This window comes from Parabacteroides goldsteinii (genome assembly GCF_020091425.1).
Taxonomy (GTDB): domain Bacteria; phylum Bacteroidota; class Bacteroidia; order Bacteroidales; family Tannerellaceae; genus Parabacteroides; species Parabacteroides goldsteinii.
The window spans coordinates 773412-793614 of record NZ_CP081906.1 but is presented as its reverse complement, the minus strand read 5'-3'; the positions used below and the strand labels follow the sequence as shown (position 1 = coordinate 793614).

24 protein-coding genes are annotated in these 20203 nt (G+C 40.2%); 3 read left to right on the top strand and 21 right to left on the bottom strand.

The genetic code is table 11. From position 1 onward, the window contains the following. Positions 1–21: 21 nt before the first annotated feature. The 7 genes from K6V26_RS04245 to K6V26_RS04215 all read right to left on the bottom strand — a co-directional run bounded on the left by K6V26_RS04245 (position 22) and on the right by K6V26_RS04215 (position 8457). Positions 22–2418, bottom strand: coding sequence for an SLBB domain-containing protein (locus K6V26_RS04245; RefSeq protein ID WP_224264671.1), 2397 nt, complete (start codon positions 2416–2418; stop codon positions 22–24). Between the two features lie 327 nt (positions 2419–2745). After that, a complete protein-coding gene (locus K6V26_RS04240; protein WP_317197526.1) occupies positions 2746–3135 on the bottom strand; it encodes a lipocalin-like domain-containing protein in 390 nt (129 codons plus the stop codon). After that, positions 3123–4586 (bottom strand): capsule assembly Wzi family protein, encoded by a 1464-nt coding sequence (locus K6V26_RS04235; protein ID WP_224264669.1) that lies wholly within the window; start codon positions 4584–4586, stop codon positions 3123–3125. The genes K6V26_RS04240 and K6V26_RS04235 overlap by 13 nt, the downstream gene beginning before the upstream one ends. Before the next feature lie 28 nt (positions 4587–4614). Then, positions 4615–6090 (bottom strand): CHC2 zinc finger domain-containing protein, encoded by a 1476-nt coding sequence (locus K6V26_RS04230; protein WP_224264668.1) that lies wholly within the window; start codon positions 6088–6090, stop codon positions 4615–4617. After that, positions 6090–7436 carry a replicative DNA helicase gene (locus K6V26_RS04225; protein ID WP_154278081.1) on the bottom strand — a complete coding sequence of 449 codons (1347 nt, stop codon included), beginning with the start codon at positions 7434–7436 and terminating at the stop codon, positions 6090–6092. Before K6V26_RS04225 ends, K6V26_RS04230 begins: the two co-directional genes overlap by 1 nt. Then, on the bottom strand, positions 7417–7980 hold the full coding sequence (locus K6V26_RS04220; RefSeq protein WP_044215160.1) for a hypothetical protein: 564 nt from the start codon (positions 7978–7980) through the stop codon (positions 7417–7419). The genes K6V26_RS04225 and K6V26_RS04220 overlap by 20 nt, the downstream gene beginning before the upstream one ends. Before the next feature lie 255 nt (positions 7981–8235). After that, on the bottom strand, positions 8236–8457 hold the full coding sequence (locus tag K6V26_RS04215; protein WP_007657246.1) for a DUF4248 domain-containing protein: 222 nt from the start codon (positions 8455–8457) through the stop codon (positions 8236–8238). 245 nt (positions 8458–8702) lie between these two features. Here K6V26_RS04215 and K6V26_RS04210 point away from each other — a divergent pair, with 245 nt between their 5' ends. From K6V26_RS04210 to K6V26_RS04200, 3 genes are all read left to right on the top strand, one after another. Beyond that, positions 8703–9152 carry an HU family DNA-binding protein gene (locus tag K6V26_RS04210; RefSeq protein WP_007657245.1) on the top strand — a complete coding sequence of 150 codons (450 nt, stop codon included), beginning with the start codon at positions 8703–8705 and terminating at the stop codon, positions 9150–9152. 106 nt (positions 9153–9258) lie between these two features. Beyond that, a complete protein-coding gene (locus K6V26_RS04205; protein ID WP_224264667.1) occupies positions 9259–9708 on the top strand; it encodes a glucosaminidase domain-containing protein in 450 nt (149 codons plus the stop codon). Positions 9709–9843: 135 nt separating this feature from the next. Beyond that, positions 9844–10146 carry a hypothetical protein gene (locus K6V26_RS04200; protein WP_224264666.1) on the top strand — a complete coding sequence of 101 codons (303 nt, stop codon included), beginning with the start codon at positions 9844–9846 and terminating at the stop codon, positions 10144–10146. A 72-nt stretch (positions 10147–10218) separates the two neighbouring features. On the opposite strand, the gene K6V26_RS04195 is transcribed toward K6V26_RS04200, so the two are convergent. From K6V26_RS04195 to K6V26_RS04130, 14 genes are read right to left on the bottom strand one after another with little or no spacing between them, the layout of a single operon-like run. After that, positions 10219–11355: a DegT/DnrJ/EryC1/StrS family aminotransferase gene (locus tag K6V26_RS04195; protein WP_224264665.1), complete on the bottom strand. Its 1137-nt coding sequence runs from the start codon at positions 11353–11355 to the stop codon at positions 10219–10221. A gap of 55 nt (positions 11356–11410) precedes the next feature. Continuing rightward, positions 11411–12070 carry an LbetaH domain-containing protein gene (locus K6V26_RS04190; protein WP_224264664.1) on the bottom strand — a complete coding sequence of 220 codons (660 nt, stop codon included), beginning with the start codon at positions 12068–12070 and terminating at the stop codon, positions 11411–11413. A 2-nt stretch (positions 12071–12072) separates the two neighbouring features. Next, on the bottom strand, positions 12073–12705 hold the full coding sequence (locus K6V26_RS04185) for an MBL fold metallo-hydrolase (protein ID WP_195438233.1): 633 nt from the start codon (positions 12703–12705) through the stop codon (positions 12073–12075). Positions 12706–12751: 46 nt separating this feature from the next. Beyond that, on the bottom strand, positions 12752–13456 hold the full coding sequence (locus K6V26_RS04180) for an SDR family NAD(P)-dependent oxidoreductase (RefSeq protein ID WP_224264663.1): 705 nt from the start codon (positions 13454–13456) through the stop codon (positions 12752–12754). Positions 13457–13461: 5 nt separating this feature from the next. Further along, positions 13462–14226 carry an SDR family NAD(P)-dependent oxidoreductase gene (locus K6V26_RS04175; RefSeq protein ID WP_224264662.1) on the bottom strand — a complete coding sequence of 255 codons (765 nt, stop codon included), beginning with the start codon at positions 14224–14226 and terminating at the stop codon, positions 13462–13464. After that, positions 14223–14429 carry a phosphopantetheine-binding protein gene (locus K6V26_RS04170; protein WP_195438231.1) on the bottom strand — a complete coding sequence of 69 codons (207 nt, stop codon included), beginning with the start codon at positions 14427–14429 and terminating at the stop codon, positions 14223–14225. The genes K6V26_RS04175 and K6V26_RS04170 overlap by 4 nt, the downstream gene beginning before the upstream one ends. Before the next feature lie 13 nt (positions 14430–14442). Next, positions 14443–15507 carry a 3-oxoacyl-ACP synthase III family protein gene (locus tag K6V26_RS04165; RefSeq protein ID WP_195438230.1) on the bottom strand — a complete coding sequence of 355 codons (1065 nt, stop codon included), beginning with the start codon at positions 15505–15507 and terminating at the stop codon, positions 14443–14445. Beyond that, positions 15504–15737 (bottom strand): acyl carrier protein, encoded by a 234-nt coding sequence (locus tag K6V26_RS04160; RefSeq protein ID WP_195438229.1) that lies wholly within the window; start codon positions 15735–15737, stop codon positions 15504–15506. The genes K6V26_RS04165 and K6V26_RS04160 overlap by 4 nt, the downstream gene beginning before the upstream one ends. A gap of 2 nt (positions 15738–15739) precedes the next feature. Further along, positions 15740–16180 carry a hypothetical protein gene (locus tag K6V26_RS04155; protein ID WP_224264661.1) on the bottom strand — a complete coding sequence of 147 codons (441 nt, stop codon included), beginning with the start codon at positions 16178–16180 and terminating at the stop codon, positions 15740–15742. After that, positions 16150–16512 (bottom strand): hypothetical protein, encoded by a 363-nt coding sequence (locus K6V26_RS04150; protein ID WP_224264660.1) that lies wholly within the window; start codon positions 16510–16512, stop codon positions 16150–16152. The genes K6V26_RS04155 and K6V26_RS04150 overlap by 31 nt, the downstream gene beginning before the upstream one ends. Further along, positions 16499–17221 carry an SDR family NAD(P)-dependent oxidoreductase gene (locus K6V26_RS04145; protein ID WP_195438227.1) on the bottom strand — a complete coding sequence of 241 codons (723 nt, stop codon included), beginning with the start codon at positions 17219–17221 and terminating at the stop codon, positions 16499–16501. The genes K6V26_RS04150 and K6V26_RS04145 overlap by 14 nt, the downstream gene beginning before the upstream one ends. Beyond that, the gene (locus K6V26_RS04140) at positions 17218–18432 is read right to left on the bottom strand and encodes an ANL family adenylate-forming protein (RefSeq protein WP_224264659.1); all 1215 of its coding nucleotides are present in this window, start codon (positions 18430–18432) and stop codon (positions 17218–17220) included. The genes K6V26_RS04145 and K6V26_RS04140 overlap by 4 nt, the downstream gene beginning before the upstream one ends. Further along, positions 18433–18654: an acyl carrier protein gene (locus K6V26_RS04135; protein ID WP_195438225.1), complete on the bottom strand. Its 222-nt coding sequence runs from the start codon at positions 18652–18654 to the stop codon at positions 18433–18435. It lies immediately after the preceding gene. 7 nt (positions 18655–18661) lie between these two features. Further along, positions 18662–20197, bottom strand: a complete 1536-nt coding sequence (locus K6V26_RS04130; protein ID WP_224264658.1) for an AMP-binding protein — start codon at positions 20195–20197, stop codon at positions 18662–18664. Positions 20198–20203: the final 6 nt, after the last annotated feature.

The window sequence follows — 20203 nt, the reverse complement described above, 5'->3', positions numbered from 1 at the left end:
TTAAAGATTGAAAATTGATAATTATTTGAGGGTATTGATGATAGAGGTAACCATGGCTGCCATCGAAGTGGTTGAACTAGCTATGCTCAGAACTTCTGCCAGACTGGTCTTACGATCACGCTGTGTCTTGGTCGGAACGACAATTTCACATCCGGGTTCAACCTTCGGATAACGTTTGAAGAAGATAAAGCTTTTCTTTGTCGTTGCCACCTTTCCGTTCATATAGATTACGATCGGATATTTACGGGCAATATCATTATAGCCGCCAGCTTGCGACAGGCAATCTCCCACAGACATACCATTGGTATAAGTCACACTGTTCGGATAAGTTACGGCTCCATTTATCTTCACTGTGCTCTGGAATTGCGGAATATAAAGTTCATCCCCATCACGTAGCACCACATCATGTGCACTACCCGGATTCGCCAAGGCTTTTTCCAGGTCAATACCCACAGAATAGTCTTTGATGTTTTCCAAAGACAAGGCAACCGAATCACGGCTTTGCTTATTTGCACTCAGTTGCAACAGAGTTTCCAGGCGGCGCATCTCATCTTCTGTCAACTGGCGTTTCAAGCTTGCTCCTTTTACATAGGCATCGGGAGTTATTCCTCCGGCTTTGGCGATAATATCACTCAGACGGGAGTTCTTTTCGGCCAATACATAATCGCCGGAAAAGGTAATCTCACCATTTACCTTTACCACCTGTTGTTCCTGATAACCCGGTGAGAAACGCACATACACTTCATCAAACGGTTCCAGCGTAAAAACTGTATCACTTTTCTTTCCATCCGTAGAGATTAATCCTAAATTATCGTTCAATTCAAAATTGAATACTTCCGCCATACGGTTAGTATTTTCATACGTCTTTGTATCCTTAATACGACGGGCAACTTCCACATTCACCGTTGCAGCCGATTCCTTCAAACCGCCAGCCATCATAATAGCATCTTCCACTGTCAGGTTATTCCGGTAAGGAAGAACCGTATCAATGTAATTTACCGCCCCACTTACTTTAATCGTATAAGGTTCTCTCAAATCAAAGAAAGAAGGGATATAGAGTTGATCTTCCGGCTTTAGTTCCATATCGGGAGCAGTACCGTTCAGGATACCACGGATATCTACAGCTATGACAGTCGTTGTAAAGTCCGGATTCAAACGGGTGATCTGGGCACGACCGGCAAACTCATCTCCTTTCAAACCCGCTGCCTGATCAACCAGTTGACGGACCGTATGAACCGTACCATTCAACTCATATTCTCCCGGACGCCAGACTGCACCTGTCACTGTCAGACGGTTTTCATAGAAGGGGATCACTGAATCCACCAACAAGGAATCGCCGTCCATCATCGCAAAAGTCGGATATTTATCTTCCGTAACAGTAGCGATCTGGTAGCGGCTACCGGCTTTTCGCTTGACACGGACATCTTTCCTGTAAGCATCCCCGGTAAAACCTCCGGCCATATTCAATAACTGTGAAAGCGTTTCCCCCTTTTTCAATTCAAAAATACGATTACGTTTTACTTTTCCTTGTACTACAGCCAGCTGGTCATAAGGAGAAACGATCACCATATCATTCTCTTCCAGACGGATATTCGTATTGTATTTGCCGTTCAACAAATAATCGTACACATCCAGGCTGGCTACCTCCTTACTGTTCCGGTAAACTTTGATTCCACGAAGCGAACCGATCTCATTCACACCACCTGCTGCATACAACGCATTAAACAAAGTAGCAAACGAAGGAAGCGTATAGGTCCCCGGAGCAACGACCTCTCCTACTATATTCACCTTAATGCTACGTATCTGACTCAGGCTAACGGAAACAAACGTATTAGCCCCGTCCGTATCTCCCGATAAGGTAGACATGATCCGTCCCAATTCCTGTCGGATACGGTTCTCGGCAGCACCGATTGTCAATCCGCTGACAGAGACAGGTCCCAGGTTAGGGATCAGAATTGTTCCTTCGGGAGAAACCTTCAGTTTCAGATTCAGTTCTGAATCTCCCCAGACATTGATCAGTAATTCGTCTCCAGCTGATAAAACATATCCTTTGGGAGTCGGTACATTCAGATCCGGCTCAAAGGACAGGTTCTTGTTCGAGAATATTTCGCGACCGAACACGGTTCCGCTTAAATCTCCCGCCGGACGATTAGCTTCCCGCTGGGCATCCAAAGGAGGTATCACCTTTCCATCCGGAATGGCAACCGTACGATCTGTAACCACTGCATCCGATGCCGTACGCGTAGTCTGTTCCGCTCCGGACTGTCCCATCCGTTTATTTATCTCCTGGCGAATCTGGTCATCCGTCATACCCGCGGCTTTCGCCTTGTCAATCAAATCCTGCGGTACCTGTGCCGCTAGCGGAACCGCCAACCACAGTAATCCCCCCAATAATACATTTCTGATTACGATATTCATATTGTTATTTGTTTTTGTTGTTATTTCGATTTTAGAAATAATTGAACTATCTACGTGTCTTTAAACGAGGCTCGCCTCGTGCCGCAGGCTCTCTTTTGCCGTTGGTTTCAACCAACGGTTCTAAATACAGGAGGCAAAGCCTCTTCCTCTGTGGGATTTATCCCCTTTCATAATACCTGGAAAAGGGGTTGAAACCCACAGAGGAATTCGGTAAAACCGGAAAGATTATCTATCCGTCAGTTGAAACTGACGGCAAAAGAGAGCCTGCGGCATGGGGCAAAACCCCATTAAAAAGACACAAATAGCTCATATCTGATAATTTCTGAATCAAAACTTCCTGAACTCCAATCGGGCATAATCCGATTGCAGAACCAGATGCTTCGATGTTAATTCTTTGACGCCGAAGCGTTGCTCCGTTCCGTTCATGCCAAATGGCAATAAGTCTTCAACTTTACTGATTGGCATGACTACAAACAAGGAATCTCCGGTATATTCCATATTGCCCGTTTGATTACTGACATCAACCTTCATCAAATTAATCGTATGCAAAGCCACGCTGTAATAAGCACGTTCCGGAACCTCTTCCACGCCGGACGCATATTCTATCTTCATAATCTGCCAGCGACCATCCAAGTCGCCATTAATCGGCATTTTCCCACAAGCGCTAGCCATCAACAGTAGCAACGCACCCATTATATATCTTTTCATCGTATCCATCCTGTTTTTCTGATTGTTAACATGCCACCAACACTTTTACCCAACATCGCTCCCCGGTCTATTCCTAGTGAAGCGGTAAAATCCCAACCCTTCAATTGGTGGGGAGTATATTTCAATTCAGCTAAAGCATTTCCGTTCTTTTTGATCTCATAAAAAGGCAAACTATAAGTACCCCAATTACGTGTAACGGAAAAAAGGATACGATATTGCAAATCGGCACAAGGATTTCCCATGATCCCGAAATGATGTCCCTGTATACGCGAACTCTTAAAACTTATATCACCATCTGCATTATAGATAGGAGACATAACCAGCGGATTGCCGATTCCCATCCCCCAATGCTGCCAACCGGTATAAATACCATGATTATAATAATTATCCGCACCACTCACCTGTTCCGGTATTTCCGGAGTATGATCCCAATAAACAGGCCCCGTCTGGTCTTTTGTAGAAATATACTCATAAACAAAACCACTGATCACCGGATTCTTCGGAAAAGTAATTTCCATTCCAGCCAGACAGTCTTTCCAGCCATATTCTCCGAACATCTGCGAATGGTCTTCAAAATAATGTTCATAGTAAGGACGGATTGTCCAATCTTTCGGAGCATACCAGGTCAGTGAGAAATTCCAACTCCCTAAATGATTACCATAAATATTCGTTTGCTCTCCTGTTGGTGTACTACTATCTCCCCCGCTAGGAATAAACACTTTGAAAAAATCCTTTATCCCATTCGGCATATCGATCTTCCCTCCTCCTATAAACGCATTTCCCCCGAATTGAGCAGCCATCTCCAACCCTCCTTCAAAGATCAAAGGAAACTTCTCTTTGTTACCGATCTTCACATATAAATCTTTGGAATGATAAAGCACATGTTCCGTATGTTTACCGCCCGGAGCTACGAAATCTTTCTGCCAGCCGTCATCCGTAAACATACCATAGGCAATATGCCCTTTGAAAGCCAACCAACCTTTTGTTCCCGGAACGAGCGTATATTCGGGAATACCGATACGAACCTGCGGAATCGGACGCGCATTTCCCGAAAATGTCAGTCCACCGCTACTCAGTAACGGATTATTGAACTCGCTATACCGCTCCTTACTTCCGATGCTCAACCCCAGGCAACGATATTTCAAATCCGCATACAATTGTTGCACCACAAAAGTCGAAGTAAAATTATAAGCCACAGCCAGATCCGCCCCGAAAGCATACGAGAAAGGTTTATCCTTTTCCAACTCCCGGAAAACACCGGCACGCAGATACCCGTTATTCTTTTCAATAGACGAAAGCCCCTGCTTGTTTGCCGTCAGCCAGAAAGGGGTATGTTCGCCTCCGCTGAAGCTGACACCAGTCTCCGCCCGATAACTCAGCCCTTTCGTAAACTGAGCATAAGAGGTTAAAGGGAGCATACACATGCTTCCCAAAAGGATTAAGTTAGATACAATTTTCATTTATTTCAGATATAAAATGAGAAGCTAATCATCTCCTGCCCAATTCGCGGGAGACGCTGCTTAAATAATTTCGTTGATACTGTAAATCAGATAACAAAAGGACACGCGACTCTTCATCGGCAAAAGTCCGGGATAAACGGTGGAGATTTTGTCGGACACGGTCGACCAGGCGTACCTCCAGATAATTAAGAAAAAGATGGCGGACCAACTCACTTCGACGCACCCGGTCACTATGCGATGAATCGGTATGCAAAGCATACAGGTTATCCAGTTCTTTCGTTTCCGGTCGGTCCTTTTGCGGTTCCGCGTCGAGCGCGGGAACAAGGCTGTCAGCCGGTAACAAATCGTCAGAAGATAGTATTTTCCGGATATTATCCACATAAAGGGCCTCTTCCCCTTCTTCCGTCAGGCATAAAGTATCCGGCCAACGGTGGCAGGCAGCAACCAAGAGCGACTCCACTTTCCGTCTCGCCGGAGGGATCATCGCCTTTTCTACCCAATGGATAAAGGCTTCGCGCCCCAACGAACGGAACATCTCATCCGCATCCTTACCGCCTTCCGGTAATATATCCACCACCCGGAGACCGGCACTGCGCAGTTTGGGCATTACCCCCGTAACCGTTTCCCTTCCCACCTCGTCGGCATCCAGAAAAAGACAAACCGTAACAGCCTCTTTCCGGATCATAGCGATATGATGCTCCGACAAATTCGTGCCACAAAGTGCAACCGTATTGCTAAAACCAGCCGCATGCATCGCCAACGTATCTTTGTATCCTTCGGTTAAAAAAACGATTCCCGTCTCACAAACCTTCGACACAGCCCGGTGCCAGCCGTAAAGCAATTCATCTTTCTTATAAATCGCACTGGTCGAACTGTTTATGTATTTGGGGATTTTCTTAGCAGGCAAATTCCCCTGATAACGTGCTGCAAAAGCAACCAACTCTCCCACCGCATTACGGATCGGAAAAACAATCCGGCCACGGGTAAACTTCCAGGCTTCAGACACGATAGCCGGAGCAATCCCAACCTCAAAAGCAGCATAGGTCTCCCGCAATTCTTCCATCCCCGGATCATACGGCAGTAACGTCTGCCCGTAACGTTCATTCATTTCAACCGTCGGAGCAGGCACCTGTTCCCGTACCTGATGCGGGACTGCAAGGGAACTGTCCTTTTCAACCGGTTGCTTATCCGGCCTGTGTTTTTGCGATCCCGCATCAAGTGCGAGAACAGGCAAGTGGCAGATATCCGCACAAAGACGGACCGCCTCACCGAAGCCACATCCCTCCTTCTCCTGTACGAAGCGGAAGACATCTCCTCCGGCCCCGCAACTAAAACAGTGGTATACCCCTTTTGCCGGATCCACCCGAAGCGAAGGATGATGATCGTCATGGAAAGGGCACAAACCCAGATAAGCCGTCCCTTTCCTTTCGAGGGTCAAGTAATGGCCGACCACCTTTACCAGATCGACCCGTTCCTTGAATGATGTGATCTCCAACCTGTTCATCAGTCCTCAAAATGTAAATTACCACCCGGATTCACAAAAGACGTATAAGTATCATTCCTGTATACCTCGGCAATACCTGTCGATCCGTTACGATTTTTCAGGACATACAACTTGATCAGGCGGGAGGCATTCGACCCGCATTGGGCCGTATTCTTCCCGAAACGTTCCGGACAACCGATAATCACCACACAGTCCGCTACAAATTCAATGGCACCCGAATCACGCAAATCGCTCATTATCGGGACAAACCCATTCTCGGAACGCTTCAACACCTCACGATTCAACTGCGAAACCACCAGCATGGCACAATTAGCCTCTACGGCAATACGTTTCAATACCGTAATCGTATGACGGATCACAGACTCTTGTGTCTCACCCTTTTTCGTCAATGGAGCAAGTGTATGCAAGTAATCGATCACTACAACATCGCATTCACCTTTACGGCTCCGGAGCATAATCTCCGCCCGCAACGCATCCAGGCTCATAGAAGAAACATTCGTAAAATAATAAGGCGTTTTTTCCATACCGGCAGCATACCGTCTCATCCGATCGATATCCCCCTCACGAAGTCCTCCTATACGCAGGCGGGCAGCCTCCACACCGGCATAACCGGCAAAAAAACGGGCGGCAGTCTGTTCGCCCGTCATTTCAAAACTGAAATGAAGCACATGTTTACCCTGGCGAGCCATATTCATTGCCATAAACATCGCCAGCGCCGTCTTACCGTCACTCGGAAGACCGCCCAGCACCAGCACTTCCTTCCGGTAAAGTCCTCCCGTCAGTCCGTCCAACCCGTTGATTCCGGTCAGCATACGCACCGAATCATCCTTACGGCTCATCCGGTCGAGATGATCGTCTATAGACAACTTCATCACTTCACTAAGCGGCAGAAGCGAATCCGATTCTGAATTATCCATACGCAAGCGTAGCAAATCGCGCTCGCAGTCTTCTATCACTTTCAGGTAGTCCATACCGTATTGCAGGCATTCCGATGCTTTTTGTACAAACAGCTTATGCATACACCCCAGCAGATAATGATGAAGGATTTCGCGGGCATACTCTACAGCGTTATGTTCCAGGCGAACCGTCTCCATTCCATCCGACAAGTACGCCATGCCTCCCATCTTCACGTAACGCTCCGGGTCTTTCTTTTTCATTTCCTCTTCCACCAGGATCAGGTCAGGCCGTTTATTACGGTTAAACAGATCGGTAAACGCTTCGTAAATAAACCCATGATCCGGATCGGAAAACATCTCCGGACGCAACAACCCGACCACCTCAAGAATCGCCACCTGATCCAGAAACAGCGAACAGAGCAAAGCTCTTTCAATTACATTCTTTTCCATACTCATAGCAACTTTTTAACAGGTCGGTACGGGGTACGTTCCCATGACTTATCTTCAACTCGGCTTCCTCTCTTCGCAAAGCTATCGCATCCGGCTCAACCGTTTTTTTAGTCACTCTGGTTCTCTTACTCTCTTGCGGTATTTCCGCAGGGACATCCGAAGCCGTAAAAGAGTCATAACCACAAACACGGAAGCAGATACAGTTTGCTACCCGTTTCACTTCTATCAAAGATTCCTTTTCCAGCGAGTGGACATACCTTCTGACCGAACGGCTATCTACCATCATTAACCGGGCCAACTTTTCGTAAGAGATGATGCATTCTCCTCTATGGCAAACTTCTTGTTTTCCTTTGATCGACACATAGCCGTCGGCATAATTGCACAAACAAAATAACAACCAATGCACTATTCCGATCATACGTTCACTATTATCGGATGCAAACATCCGTTCTATTATTACACGAGGTACTTTCAAATAGGATTTTCCAAAATACATCAAGGCCTTAACATCCGTGTAAATATTCTCATTTTCAGCCATTTCCATAATGCCGTTTGTTTGTCACGCATAAAACACAGTAAATCAGCCCTATACACTACCTCCTGCCGGATGGTTGTCAAATCCCTACATTATATATAAGAATAAAAGAAAAGAGAGTCTTTCTTTTTATGCGTTTCGATTATTAAAATTGATTGGTTAAACAAAATACAATTGTATTCAGTTACAAAAACAATTGTATTTGCAAGTAAAGACAGTTGTTTTCAAAATCAAAAACAATTGTTTTTTTTACATATGCAAACATCATGGTTCGCCCAGAAAATCCACAATAATTGCGACCTGTAAAGGAGACAAGATACGAGTTCCTTTAATCCATCCTGAACGAATCAGACGATCGTACAATTCTTTGTTTATTATTACCCAACGTGTAAGTCTTCTCGAGGCTGAATGGGGTGTTAATCCTGGAGCATAAAGGATAGCCAATTCCTGCCATCCAAAAGTTTTTTGTTGAAATAGTTCTTCCATAATAAGATGATTTTAAGTTGTTTTATTACCCTATAAATATACACATAAATTCGGATATAACAACTATATAATCAAATAAATTCAACAAAAAATGCATCTAAATGCCCGTTCGGTCCCATTCGGATCATTCAGCCTATGTCCCCACCGTATCTTTGTAATGAATTCAAGGGAAAACACCGGTTAATCCCCTCCTGAATCCACCAATAATTTTCAATTTTCAATTATCAATTTTCAATTAAAAAGCTATGCCATTAAAGTATCGAATCGTCCTCAAAAAGGACATGAGCAAAGGGGCCGCCCAAGGCGCTCAATTGTATTACGGTCAGATCCGCTCGATGGAAAAGACCTCTTTCAAAAAACTGTGTAAACTGGTATCCGGTTACTGCACCGCCAAAGCCGGTGAAGTAGAGCTGGTTATCGACGGTCTGATTTATGTTCTCTGCATGCTGCTCGAGAGTGGTAATGTGATCCAGATGGGTGAATTCGGCAATTTCCGTATGGTAGCCGGCAGCAAAGGATCCAAAACCCTGAAAGATTTCGACCCTATGATGTTCAAGAAACCTCGCATCGTCTTCACTCCCGGTGCCATGTTACGCCAGCTGATCTCCGAAGCCAGTTACGACCGTCTCGACCCGTTCTCCGACCCGGAAGAAAAGAACGGAGAAGGTGGCAGCGACAGACCGGAAATCGAGTGAAATAATTTGCCAATGTGCTAATAAGGCAATATGCCAATTGATAATAACAGTTGGTATTTCCATTGGCACATTGGCATATCGGCAAATGAAATAATTATTCTTTATCATGTCAAAAAAGGATTTTATCACCAAGTATCTTCCCCTGGCCCAAAAGGCCGGGGAAGCTTTCCGGATCAATCCGGTTGTTATCCTGGCACAAGCGGCTATCGAAACCGGTTGGGCACAAAGTGATCTTTGCCTGCTGCATCATAACTTTTTCGGTATCACCGCTTACGGGAAAAAGAACGTCTGGTGGACCGGGACCTCCGTGCAACTAAGCACCAATTCCCTCTCCTTCCGCACCTATCCCGACCCGTTACACTCTTTCATGGACTATGCCCGCCTGATCCGCCACGCCTACACCGATGCGGCCGACGTCAGCTACCAACCAGCTGCCTTTGCCCTCAAAATCGGTTACAGCAAATACATCAGCGAAGTAAACGGCGACAACCGCGAAGCCTACCGGCGAATGCTGGTCTCAATCAGTCGGACAATCGAAAAAGCGATAGCGAATTAGGTTCATATCTTATCAAATTTGAACTATCCGATTATTGACCGGTTGTACCTGGCTCCCCTCTCAAGAGGGGAATTGGTTACTCCCGTCACTATAAACAGATAACTCAATTTTTTCTATAATTTAACTATCAAAACAATGAAGTACCTTGAAACGATCCTCGCCTTCCTCACCCAGCTTGCCCGGATCATCTTTCCCCGCAAGCAAAAACCGGCAGCCGGTGACTGCCCCTGTCCTGATCCTATGCCTGCTCCTCCTGAGCCTTCTCTCCCTTCTGATGCGGGAGACGGAAGTGACCCTGACTTGTATTGGAGCGATACTCTCGCTCTCACCCAGGGAGACTGGGGAGACAAACACCATGTAGAACCCATAGAGATTGCCGGCTACAGTCTGATGGCTTTCGGAGTGATCGGGAGTCTTTATAAATTATTGATCGGATGAGCAAAAAAGTCTGTTATTTTCACAAAAGGGTGGAAATAGCAGACTTTCTGTTTATACAAAAATATGGATAGCTTATTTTGCTAAACTCTTTATCTCATCCACCACCCTGCAAATATCATCATCCGTCAGTGTCGGACCAGAAGGTAGACAAAGCCCTTTATCAAACAATCTCTCCGATGTCCCGTCCCCATAAAAAGGTGATTGTTTAAACACCGGTTGCAGATGCATGGGTTTCCACAAAGGGCGTGTTTCTATATTTTCATCTGCCAGATGTAACCGGACATCTTCACGGCTAAAGCCTGCCTTTTCCGAATCTACTAAAATACAGGTCAGCCAGAAGTTCGAATTGAAATCCTCCGATGGATTTTGCTGAACCGTAATACACGGAACATCTTTCAATAAATCCGTATACAACTGATGTATTGCCCTACGCCGTGCTATATGTTCATCCAGTACAAACATCTGTCCTCTACCGATCCCGGCACAAATATTACTCATACGATAGTTATATCCGATACATTCATGCTGGTAATGTGGAGCATTCTCTCTGGCCTGGGTAGCATAAAACATCGTTCGTTTGGCTTGTTCTTCCGTTGAACAAACTAAAGCGCCACCGCCGGAAGTCGTAATCATTTTATTCCCATTGAACGATAATGCAGCAAATTCTCCGAAAGTACCACATTTCCGTCCTTTATATTCAGAACCCAAAGCTTCAGCAGCATCTTCCAAAACGGGTATTCCATACTGAGAAGCAATAGTCATAATTTCATCCATTTTTGCAGGCATGCCGTATAGATGAACCGGGATAATTGCTTTCGGAAGTTTTCCTGTTTTACGCAAACGGTCTTTGATCGCTTCTTCCAAAAATAATGGACTCATATTCCAGGTATCCTGTTCGCTATCTACATAGACCGGAGTAGCTGACTGATATGCTATCGGATTGGCTGAAGCGGCAAAAGTAAAAGACTGGCAGATGACTTCGTCACCTGCTTGCACACCTAGTTCGATAAGGCCCAGGTGAAGGGCGGCTGTACCGGCAGACAATGCGACCACGTGTCGATCATCTTTAAGATAGTCCGCTAACTCTTTTTCAAATGCATTTACGTTGGGGCCTAAAGGGACAACCCAGTTGGTGTTAAATGCATCCTGTATATATTCTAACTCTTTTCCTCCCATATGAGCTAATGAGAGCCAAATTTTAGATTTCATATCATCACAACAATTAAACTTTTTTCGATCGAACAAGATCATTCTCATATAACATCTATGACTCTCTAGGAATAGCTATCACCCTTTCTTTATAACGATAAAAAACAGTCATATCATCTTCTAAATTTTTATCTACAATCATACCTGCTTGAATCACATTCCTATTTCCTATTGATATTTCAGGTTGTGTAGTTGCTCTTATCCCAAAAAAATTATCATCTCCAACATGATTATATCCACACAATAAAGATGTTGCAAAAAAATTATAATTCCCAACAATACTATCATGGCTTATAATAGACTGAGATGTCAGTAAATTAAAATCACCTAATTTTACATTTGGTCCTATTATAGTAAAAGGATCTAGTATATTTCCTTCACCAATAATAGCTGTATTAGCAACTATTGCTGTAGGATGTATTAATGTTATAAACTTTCCTCCTCTATCTTTAATTTCATCAACAATTATTCTTTTAACTTTATAGTTTCCTAATGCCAATACAAAATAATCATCCTTTTCTATTTTATAATCGGAAAATTCACCTAAATAAGGAGCCTTATATTTATATTCTTTCCAATGTATCAATCCAACCCCATCAGATGCGACATAACCTTTTATCCTAACCCCTGCATTTATTCCCCAATCGCTATCTTCTAATTGAGATGTGATCTCTGCCGCAACTGCACCTGTTCCAAATATTACTATATCCTTCATATTCATAAAGCTTTATTCAAATCATAACCATCCAAATCAAAATCTTCACCATGACCAGGAAATACATGATATTTTTTTCCTTGTAGCTTTTTTATTTTTTCAATGGTCATAGATAGCTTTTCTTTAGAACCACAAAATAATTTCGTAACTGTTCTAAGATCTTTCAAAAGTGTATCCCCTGTAAACAAACAATTTCCTATTTTAATACAAATCCCCCCATTCGTATGTCCCTCAGCAACAAAAAATATTATATTTCGACCATTCCAATTCCAACCATCTTTCAGATTATCTATATATATATCTGCTGCTGGAACTTTAAATGCTTTTTGATTAAAAAATAAAGAATGATTTCTTTTGGCATCCTGTATGGCCTCAGAACAAGCAACAGAACAAACTATTTGCGAATGATACTTCTTAATTAGAAAATTACACCCCCAAATATGATCAAAATGTTCATGAGTCAACAAAATATATCTTGGAAAAAGATTTAATTCTGTGAGAAAATGTTCAAGTTCATCAGGATACTCACTTCCCGGATCTATAAGCAAGCAATCATTATTTATTGCTAGGTCATAAAGAACAAAACAATTTGAAGTAACTGGCTTATTAACTATTCGAATAATTTCTAATGCCATATCAACCTGTAATATTGATTGTTCGCCCACCATCCACTGTAAATTGCTACCCTGTCACCCATCTTGCCCTATCTGATAATAGAAAATGCACTGCTTCATAAATATCCCCTACTTCTCCTAACCCCAATGGGTAAGCAGTAGCCATCCGATTAATCAATTCTTGATCCTGATACATATGCTCTGTCATTGCTGTACGAACCCCTCCAGGTAAAACTGAATTAACTCGAACCCGAGGAGCCAATTCCACAGCAAGTGAACGCATTAATGCATCAACAGCACCTTTCGAAGCACCATAAACAGAAAATGCCTTAGCTCCAAAATTACTAATGTTACTAGAAATCAAAACAACACTATTTAGAGCTGTATCATTAATTTTCCGATTTATCAAAGCCTTCACTAACAAAGCTGCAGCAGTCACATTAATACTGAATGTTTCTTGAAAAAGTGTAGCCGTAACCATTTTTAATGGATAAATCTTCATAAAGCCCGCACAATGCACAAAATACTTTACTCGTATTTGATGTTCTGCCATAAATGCAACAAAAGAGTTTTCCAAATCATCAACCTTTGACAGGTCATATTGCCAAATCAATTGTTCTGTTGGGTTTATACATAATTGACGAGTTTCTTCTAGACGTCTAGAATCACGACCGTTTAATATAACACAATAATTAGTTGAAAATCGAATAGCCATCTCCCTCCCCATCCCGGAAGAAGCACCTGTAATCAAAATACACGTCTTTTTTTCCATACTTTTTATTGAGCCGTAAAACCTCCATCCACATGCATAACCGAACCGGTAACCCATTTAGCCATATCAGAAAACAAATAAGCCACAGCATTAGCTATATCATCCGCCTCTCCCAATCCAAGAGGATGTAAACGATTTAATGTATCAAGATAATTTTGATCAAAGGAATTTATGTTCGCATCCATCATTGGAGTACGAATAAAACCAGGAGCAATACAATTAAATCTGATATTCTTAGAAGCAAACTCCATAGCTAAAGCCTTTGTTATTCCAATAATAGCTGATTTACTCATTGCATAACCAACATTAGCAGCCGAACCAACCACTCCATAAACAGAGGATATCAAAACCACAGATCCGTTTTTCCCTGCATATATTCTCCGGTTTGTAAAAAGTTTTGCTAATTCTATTGCCGCATAAGCATTTAACTTATAAACTTCTGTACAGACTTTTTCACTTACACCTTTCAAAGGAGTAATATATGGACGACCTGCAATATGTGCAAATCCATTCAATGTGCCAAAATCCATAACTGCCTCACAAATATTTTGTCTCATCAACTCCGTATCAGTCAAATCTATTGACAACAGAAATGTTCGGTTATTACATAACTGCTGTGTCACTTGTAAACCATCGAGATTAATATCTACAAGTAATAATTCTGCCCCAAGACGAGATAGAAGGATACAGGTTGCCTTTCCTATACCAGAGGCAGCACCTGTAATTAAATAACGCCGTCCTGTCAAATCTAACGGATTAGACACCATCATTTCAATAATGTTAAAAGTCCTCCAACTGTTTCTGCTCTATTCACATCCTTGGCCAAAAGTGTCTTTCCGTAATTTTCTGAAGCCCAGGCTATAATAGAAAGAACAGTTAAAGAATCCCAACATTCAAAATCAGCCAAAACTTCATCCTCTACTATTTCGTCTACTTCTAGCAACTCTGCTAATTCTTCTTTCATTTTTTCCATATACATTTTTCTTTTAAAAATAAATAATATCATTAAAACTCAGATTTCCTATATCCAGAAGCAATGCTCCCCATGTCAATCCTACACCAAACCCTGCAAGACAAAAAGTATACCGTTCTTCTTTCAAACGAGTTCCAAGATTAAAACTAATGTTAGTCGGGATAGTTGCTCCACTAGAATTTCCAAAATTTTCTACTATATTAGAAGGCATTTTTTCATGTGGAACACCTAATTTATCCGCCAATTTATGCAACATAAAACGGTTGGGCTGGTGAAACATATACCAATCAACATTTTCTTTTGAATATCCTGCATCTAGTAATAAACCCTCAATCATAAATGGCACTTCACGTTGAACAAAATTAAACACTTCATCACCTTTCATTACCAAATTTTCAAGTGAACGAAAATTACCTGAAGCATCTTCAACCATCCTTCCTGTCTCTTCCGTAACAGGTAAACGAAAACCTCCTGCAGGAATCATTAAGGCATCAGAACGAGAGCCATCCATTTTCAGAAAGCCATGAATAGTAGAGGATAAATCACTTTTCTCAACAATAGTTATAGTTGCCGCATCGCCTGTCAAAGGATTACTATTACGATCTCTTTTTGATACTTTACGACTTAAAACATCCGCATTTAATAGTACTACTTTATTGATACTTTCCTGTTCCAAAAGCATAAAAGCTTCTATCAAACCAATGATAAACCCACAGCAACCTTGATTTATATCCATACAAAAAACATTCGTACCTAAACCTAGTTTTCCTTGTATTACATTGCTTGTCGCCGGCATAAAATGATCTGGCGACTGAGTGACCAACAACAAGGCATCAATATCATCTTTACAAAGCATCGCATTATCAAAAAGGTATTTTAAACCATGTACACACAAATCTGATACACATACCCCATCCTCCACTATTCGATGCTTATTATACCCCATAGCCATTTTCAATTTCATTGATTTAGCTATGGAAAAATTGTAGTTTTCCATCTCCTCCTCAAATAAAACTTCTTTTGATGGCAACACGGTTAAAATTCCCGTAATTTTTTTATTATAAAATTTCAGCCTCATACTTTTACTCCATTTTTCCTTAATAATGTCTCTATTCTTTCTACTGAAGAAAAATTCTCTGGTAGAACATCTATTCCATCTATAGATATATTAAATTCACTATCCAAAGTTGTTACAAGATTTATCACATCAAAAGAATCTAACATTCCTTCTTCAATAAAATTCAAAGGTTCATTAAAATCAAACTCCGGGCGAAGTTCAGATAATATTTTTACGATTTTCTCTTTCATAATTATTTTTTTTTAAATGTATAATCTTTTAAACCATCAGGAACTGCGCCTAATAATTCATGAATTTTTTTCACATTTGTATTTATACTATTTACCCAAAAATAGGCATAAGAAATATTTTTAGAATGCATGATACAATATATATCAAATAGTAATTTCAAACCATTTTCACTTTTATCATACCAAGCTCTAAGATAACATTTACGCCCTTCTAAATTATATACAAAAGCCCCACAAATATCACCATCTAAATAATTTACAATTACATATCCTCTATCTATCAAATCTGCTAATTCTTCTCTAGTAGGTAAATAATCCGTATATAAAGAAAAGTGAGAATGAAACAAAGAATATATTACATCTAAATGATTTGGTTTTGCATAATTTATTTCTTGGATATTTTTTCGAACTTTTACTTTTTTATAATAATACCGTTCATACATTGATATATTCTCATATCCAGCCTGTTCCAACAAATCACACCATATTGAAATGTCATCTTTCGTTGGTATATTAAATATATTAACATCTGGTATTTTTTTAGAATATCAACAACATCATTTTGTGATATTGACATTATATATATTCTATAAAATCCTTTTTCTTTTTTTCTCAAAACCAAAGAACAATCAGTCTCTATATAATCATCTCCTTCATCCAATTGTTGACCATAATAATTCGAATAATGAGGTTTTAAAGAAAGAGCTCTAATAATTGAAGAACGGACTGATTCTTTTTCGTATTGTTTAATATTTAACTTTTTAGATTGTTCCATTATCAACATGAATATTTTGTCCCGTTATACTAGATGCTTTTTCCGATAACAAAAAAACAACAGTTTCTGCAACAGAATGAATAGAAGTCGCCTGTTTCATAGATGTACGTTTATATATCCTATTTTTTTGTTCTTTTGTTAAACTTGAACTCATTTCTGTTTCCATAAATCCGGGCACTACAACATTAGAGCGAATTCCCAATTCTCCCCATTCACGAGCCGTATCTTTAGAAAAAGCTTCTAATGCTCCTTTGCTGGAAGCATACATTGCTAACCCTTTGTATCCCGTATGTACACTGATAGAAGAAATATGAATAATACTACCTTTCCTATGGTGTAATAACATATTCCGAATTACATATTTTGTTATCATCATTGGTGCAAAAACATTCACAGCATACATAGCTGTCAACTTTTCCAAGTTAAGATTTGTAATGATATCATCGTAGGCCATAGCTGCATTATTCACAACCCCATCTAAAACGATCTGATTAGTTATAAACTCCTTAAAAAGTTGTTGATAAATTCCTGTAGTATCAGATAAATCAAGACTTTTAAATAGCAATTTGTCTTTATATTGCACCGCTAAAACTTTTAAATCATCTGTATAACTGCGAGCTATTCCATAAACAGTATGTCCTTGTTCCAATAAAACACGACATATTTCTAACCCGACTCCACGGGAACAACCTGTAACTAATATATTCATCTTTTAATTTTACCTGTACGTGTTAATAAAAACTGTTCTACAAACTTTATCCGACGAGGTATTTTAAAATCCTGTAATTTATCTTGAAGATATCGGCGAACCTGAAGTTCTGTTAAAATTACGCCAGGTAACACCTTTAACTCCGCACACAATATATGTCCTAATACAGAATTTGGCTTTCCATAAACAACAGCCTGCTGCATACCTTCCATCTGAAGTAAAACATCTTCCACTTCTGCCGGATTGATTTTATAACCTCCAATATTGATCAATTCATTCTTACGACTTTTAAATCTAAATATTCCTTTTTTTTCATCCATCCATTCTATCAAATCTCCGGTTCGATAATAATCCCCATAATATTGAATACTTTCTGACTTTCCTAATAATGATTTATGTATCAATAACTCTTCATTTTCCACTCTAAATTTATCAGATAAACTTTCCGGAATTTGAAAATATTCACCTTTAGAAGCAAGCAAAGATCCTGCTTCTGTAGATGCATAGACATTATTTATTTTTGCATAAGGAAACAATCGCTTAATAAAACCATATAATTTCTGATCGGATTTCTCTCCGCCTAAAGTAACCCGTTGTACATTTTCAAAAACCTTCTCTATAGGTAATAATAAACGATAGAAAGTTGGAGTTGCAGAAAGATGTGTAATTCCTTCCGACTTTAACAAATCATTTATTTCCAAACGGCTACAATTAAACAAGTTCACTAACGTATTCAAATTTTCAAAAGCCTGAAAAAACACTTGTAATCCCGCCATATGAGTTGGATTATAAGCAAATCCCCACACTTGCCCTTGATAAAACTCACCTATTCTCACAGAACGAGTCAAGGTTTGAATGGTATGACGTACCTGTTTAGGTTGCCCCGTTGTTCCTGATGTGAAAATTATTATTTCAGAAAACGATGTTTTAACAGCTGCAACTAAATCTATTAATGTCGCAAATTGCTTTTTTACAATGAACTTCTCCTTATTAACTTCCTCCACTTTCAATTCTGCTAATTCCAATGGATTCAAATCTGCATCCAATAAAACCAAAGGAGAATTAGAAACAAGCCCTAATAATAAATTTGTAAAAAATTCATACAGATCAATTGTTTGACAATAAGGTTTATAAAATGAAGAATTATTTATATAATAAAGTAATTCTTCATACAAATAGATCTTATCAAAATCCTTTAAAAAAACTGACATCTATCCTAATTTTGAGTAAATTTCTCCAACAGTATTCACCAAGCCATCTTCAAAAACATCTACTCCAAATTCATCTTCTATCCTCACAGTCAATTCAGCCAAATCTAATGAATCAAACCCCAAAGTATCTCTCAATTTATCGTTAGGAGACAAACTACTTACTTTTGTTTTTGAACGATTTTCTAAAACTATATTTACAATTTCTAAAATGCGCTGTTCCATATATTCATTATTTATTAACTTGTTCATTATAATATAAACGATCTATTTTACCATTAGTATTACGCTTCAATTCATCTAAGCAATAGTAAACTGTAGGTATCATATATTTCGGTAATTCTTTGCCAATAGCCAGTCGGAATTCTGCAACCGTTAATTTCTTTTCTGTTTCATAAAACAGCGTAATCTCTTTTCGTGCAAAACTATAAACGATACATCCGTTTTTTACCAACTTCAATTTATTGATAATCACATGCTCGATTTCTCCCAACTCAATACGGTATCCCAAATGTTTTACCAGCGAATCTTTTCTTCCTTTGAACACGATCTCACTAAGTTCATTGATAAATACGATATCACCGGTACGATAAATAATCTCCGGATAAGCTTTATTCAAAGGATTCTGAACAAAAGCAGCAGTCGTCTTTTCCGGATTATTATAATACCCCATGGCCAGCGAAGTACCCCTGACACACAATTCGCCCTCCTGATGTTTTTCCGACACCAGTTGATTATTTTCGTCCAAAATCAAAATATCCGTATTACGACAAGGAAATCCGATCGGAATAGGTTCTTCATCCTTTAACTCACGTTCCACTTTAAAATAGGTACAATCCAGCGTGATTTCGATAGGTCCGTATAAATTGGCGAACAGGACATGAGGCAATTTACGATGCCAGTAGTTGAATTGCTTCGTCGGAAATACCTCTCCGGCAAACCAGCATAATTTCAAATCAGGCAACTGTATCTGACTCAATAAATCCATATTAGCGATATTGACCATAATGGTCGGTACCCAGAATATAAAAGAAACTTTCTTCTCTTCCAAAAGTTTCAGAATAGTTACCGGAAAAGCCGAAAGATTATCCGGGATCAATACCATTGTATTTCCCCGGGACATCAGAAGACATAATTCGTAACTATAAATATCAAAAACCAAAGGCGACAAAGAGCCGACGACCTCATGATCCGTAAAACCGAATTCTTCCTGTGCCCATTCTATAAAGTCGAAGAAACTACGGTGATTCAATACGACTCCCTTGGGCGTCCCTGTCGAACCGGAAGTATTGATAATACAAAGCGGATCGGTATCAATCAAAGTCTCTAAACGTTGCAACAAGATTTTATCATCACATTTTATATCATCCCATATCACCGAATCCAGATTAATCACGTCAATACCAGCCGGAATCACATCCTTTATATTTTTCTCAAACTGGTTATTTGTAATAATCGTTGCAGGTTGTATAAGCTCCAGTATATTTTTTATTCTTTCTGCCGGAGTCTTTACATCCAGATTCATATAAAAATTACCACTGTAAATAATCGCCATATCTGCATAGACACTCTCGATACTCTTATTCAGATAAACAGCTACTGGCTTTTTTATTATTCCCTTATCCCGAACTATTTTCCAGGCTAAAGCTTTACTATAATTTTCAAGACCAGCAAAAGTTACATGGCGCTCCTTATCCCATACGGCAACTTTATCAGCATATTTTTTTACCGTACTTTCAAAATACTCAATAAGGTTAATCTTCATCATATCTCA

Coding starts and splice junctions, on each gene's coding strand:
- K6V26_RS04245 (WP_224264671.1), bottom strand. CDS start 2,418: ATGAATATCGTAATCAGAAATGTATTATTGGGGGGATTACTGTGGTTG.
- K6V26_RS04240 (WP_317197526.1), bottom strand. CDS start 3,135: ATGGATACGATGAAAAGATATATAATGGGTGCGTTGCTACTGTTGATG.
- K6V26_RS04235 (WP_224264669.1), bottom strand. CDS start 4,586: ATGAAAATTGTATCTAACTTAATCCTTTTGGGAAGCATGTGTATGCTC.
- K6V26_RS04230 (WP_224264668.1), bottom strand. CDS start 6,090: ATGAACAGGTTGGAGATCACATCATTCAAGGAACGGGTCGATCTGGTA.
- K6V26_RS04225 (WP_154278081.1), bottom strand. CDS start 7,436: ATGGAAAAGAATGTAATTGAAAGAGCTTTGCTCTGTTCGCTGTTTCTG.
- K6V26_RS04220 (WP_044215160.1), bottom strand. CDS start 7,980: ATGGAAATGGCTGAAAATGAGAATATTTACACGGATGTTAAGGCCTTG.
- K6V26_RS04215 (WP_007657246.1), bottom strand. CDS start 8,457: ATGGAAGAACTATTTCAACAAAAAACTTTTGGATGGCAGGAATTGGCT.
- K6V26_RS04210 (WP_007657245.1), top strand. CDS start 8,703: ATGCCATTAAAGTATCGAATCGTCCTCAAAAAGGACATGAGCAAAGGG.
- K6V26_RS04205 (WP_224264667.1), top strand. CDS start 9,259: ATGTCAAAAAAGGATTTTATCACCAAGTATCTTCCCCTGGCCCAAAAG.
- K6V26_RS04200 (WP_224264666.1), top strand. CDS start 9,844: ATGAAGTACCTTGAAACGATCCTCGCCTTCCTCACCCAGCTTGCCCGG.
- K6V26_RS04195 (WP_224264665.1), bottom strand. CDS start 11,355: ATGAAATCTAAAATTTGGCTCTCATTAGCTCATATGGGAGGAAAAGAG.
- K6V26_RS04190 (WP_224264664.1), bottom strand. CDS start 12,070: ATGAAGGATATAGTAATATTTGGAACAGGTGCAGTTGCGGCAGAGATC.
- K6V26_RS04185 (WP_195438233.1), bottom strand. CDS start 12,705: ATGGCATTAGAAATTATTCGAATAGTTAATAAGCCAGTTACTTCAAAT.
- K6V26_RS04180 (WP_224264663.1), bottom strand. CDS start 13,456: ATGGAAAAAAAGACGTGTATTTTGATTACAGGTGCTTCTTCCGGGATG.
- K6V26_RS04175 (WP_224264662.1), bottom strand. CDS start 14,226: ATGATGGTGTCTAATCCGTTAGATTTGACAGGACGGCGTTATTTAATT.
- K6V26_RS04170 (WP_195438231.1), bottom strand. CDS start 14,429: ATGGAAAAAATGAAAGAAGAATTAGCAGAGTTGCTAGAAGTAGACGAA.
- K6V26_RS04165 (WP_195438230.1), bottom strand. CDS start 15,507: ATGAGGCTGAAATTTTATAATAAAAAAATTACGGGAATTTTAACCGTG.
- K6V26_RS04160 (WP_195438229.1), bottom strand. CDS start 15,737: ATGAAAGAGAAAATCGTAAAAATATTATCTGAACTTCGCCCGGAGTTT.
- K6V26_RS04155 (WP_224264661.1), bottom strand. CDS start 16,180: ATGTATGAACGGTATTATTATAAAAAAGTAAAAGTTCGAAAAAATATC.
- K6V26_RS04150 (WP_224264660.1), bottom strand. CDS start 16,512: ATGGAACAATCTAAAAAGTTAAATATTAAACAATACGAAAAAGAATCA.
- K6V26_RS04145 (WP_195438227.1), bottom strand. CDS start 17,221: ATGAATATATTAGTTACAGGTTGTTCCCGTGGAGTCGGGTTAGAAATA.
- K6V26_RS04140 (WP_224264659.1), bottom strand. CDS start 18,432: ATGTCAGTTTTTTTAAAGGATTTTGATAAGATCTATTTGTATGAAGAA.
- K6V26_RS04135 (WP_195438225.1), bottom strand. CDS start 18,654: ATGGAACAGCGCATTTTAGAAATTGTAAATATAGTTTTAGAAAATCGT.
- K6V26_RS04130 (WP_224264658.1), bottom strand. CDS start 20,197: ATGATGAAGATTAACCTTATTGAGTATTTTGAAAGTACGGTAAAAAAA.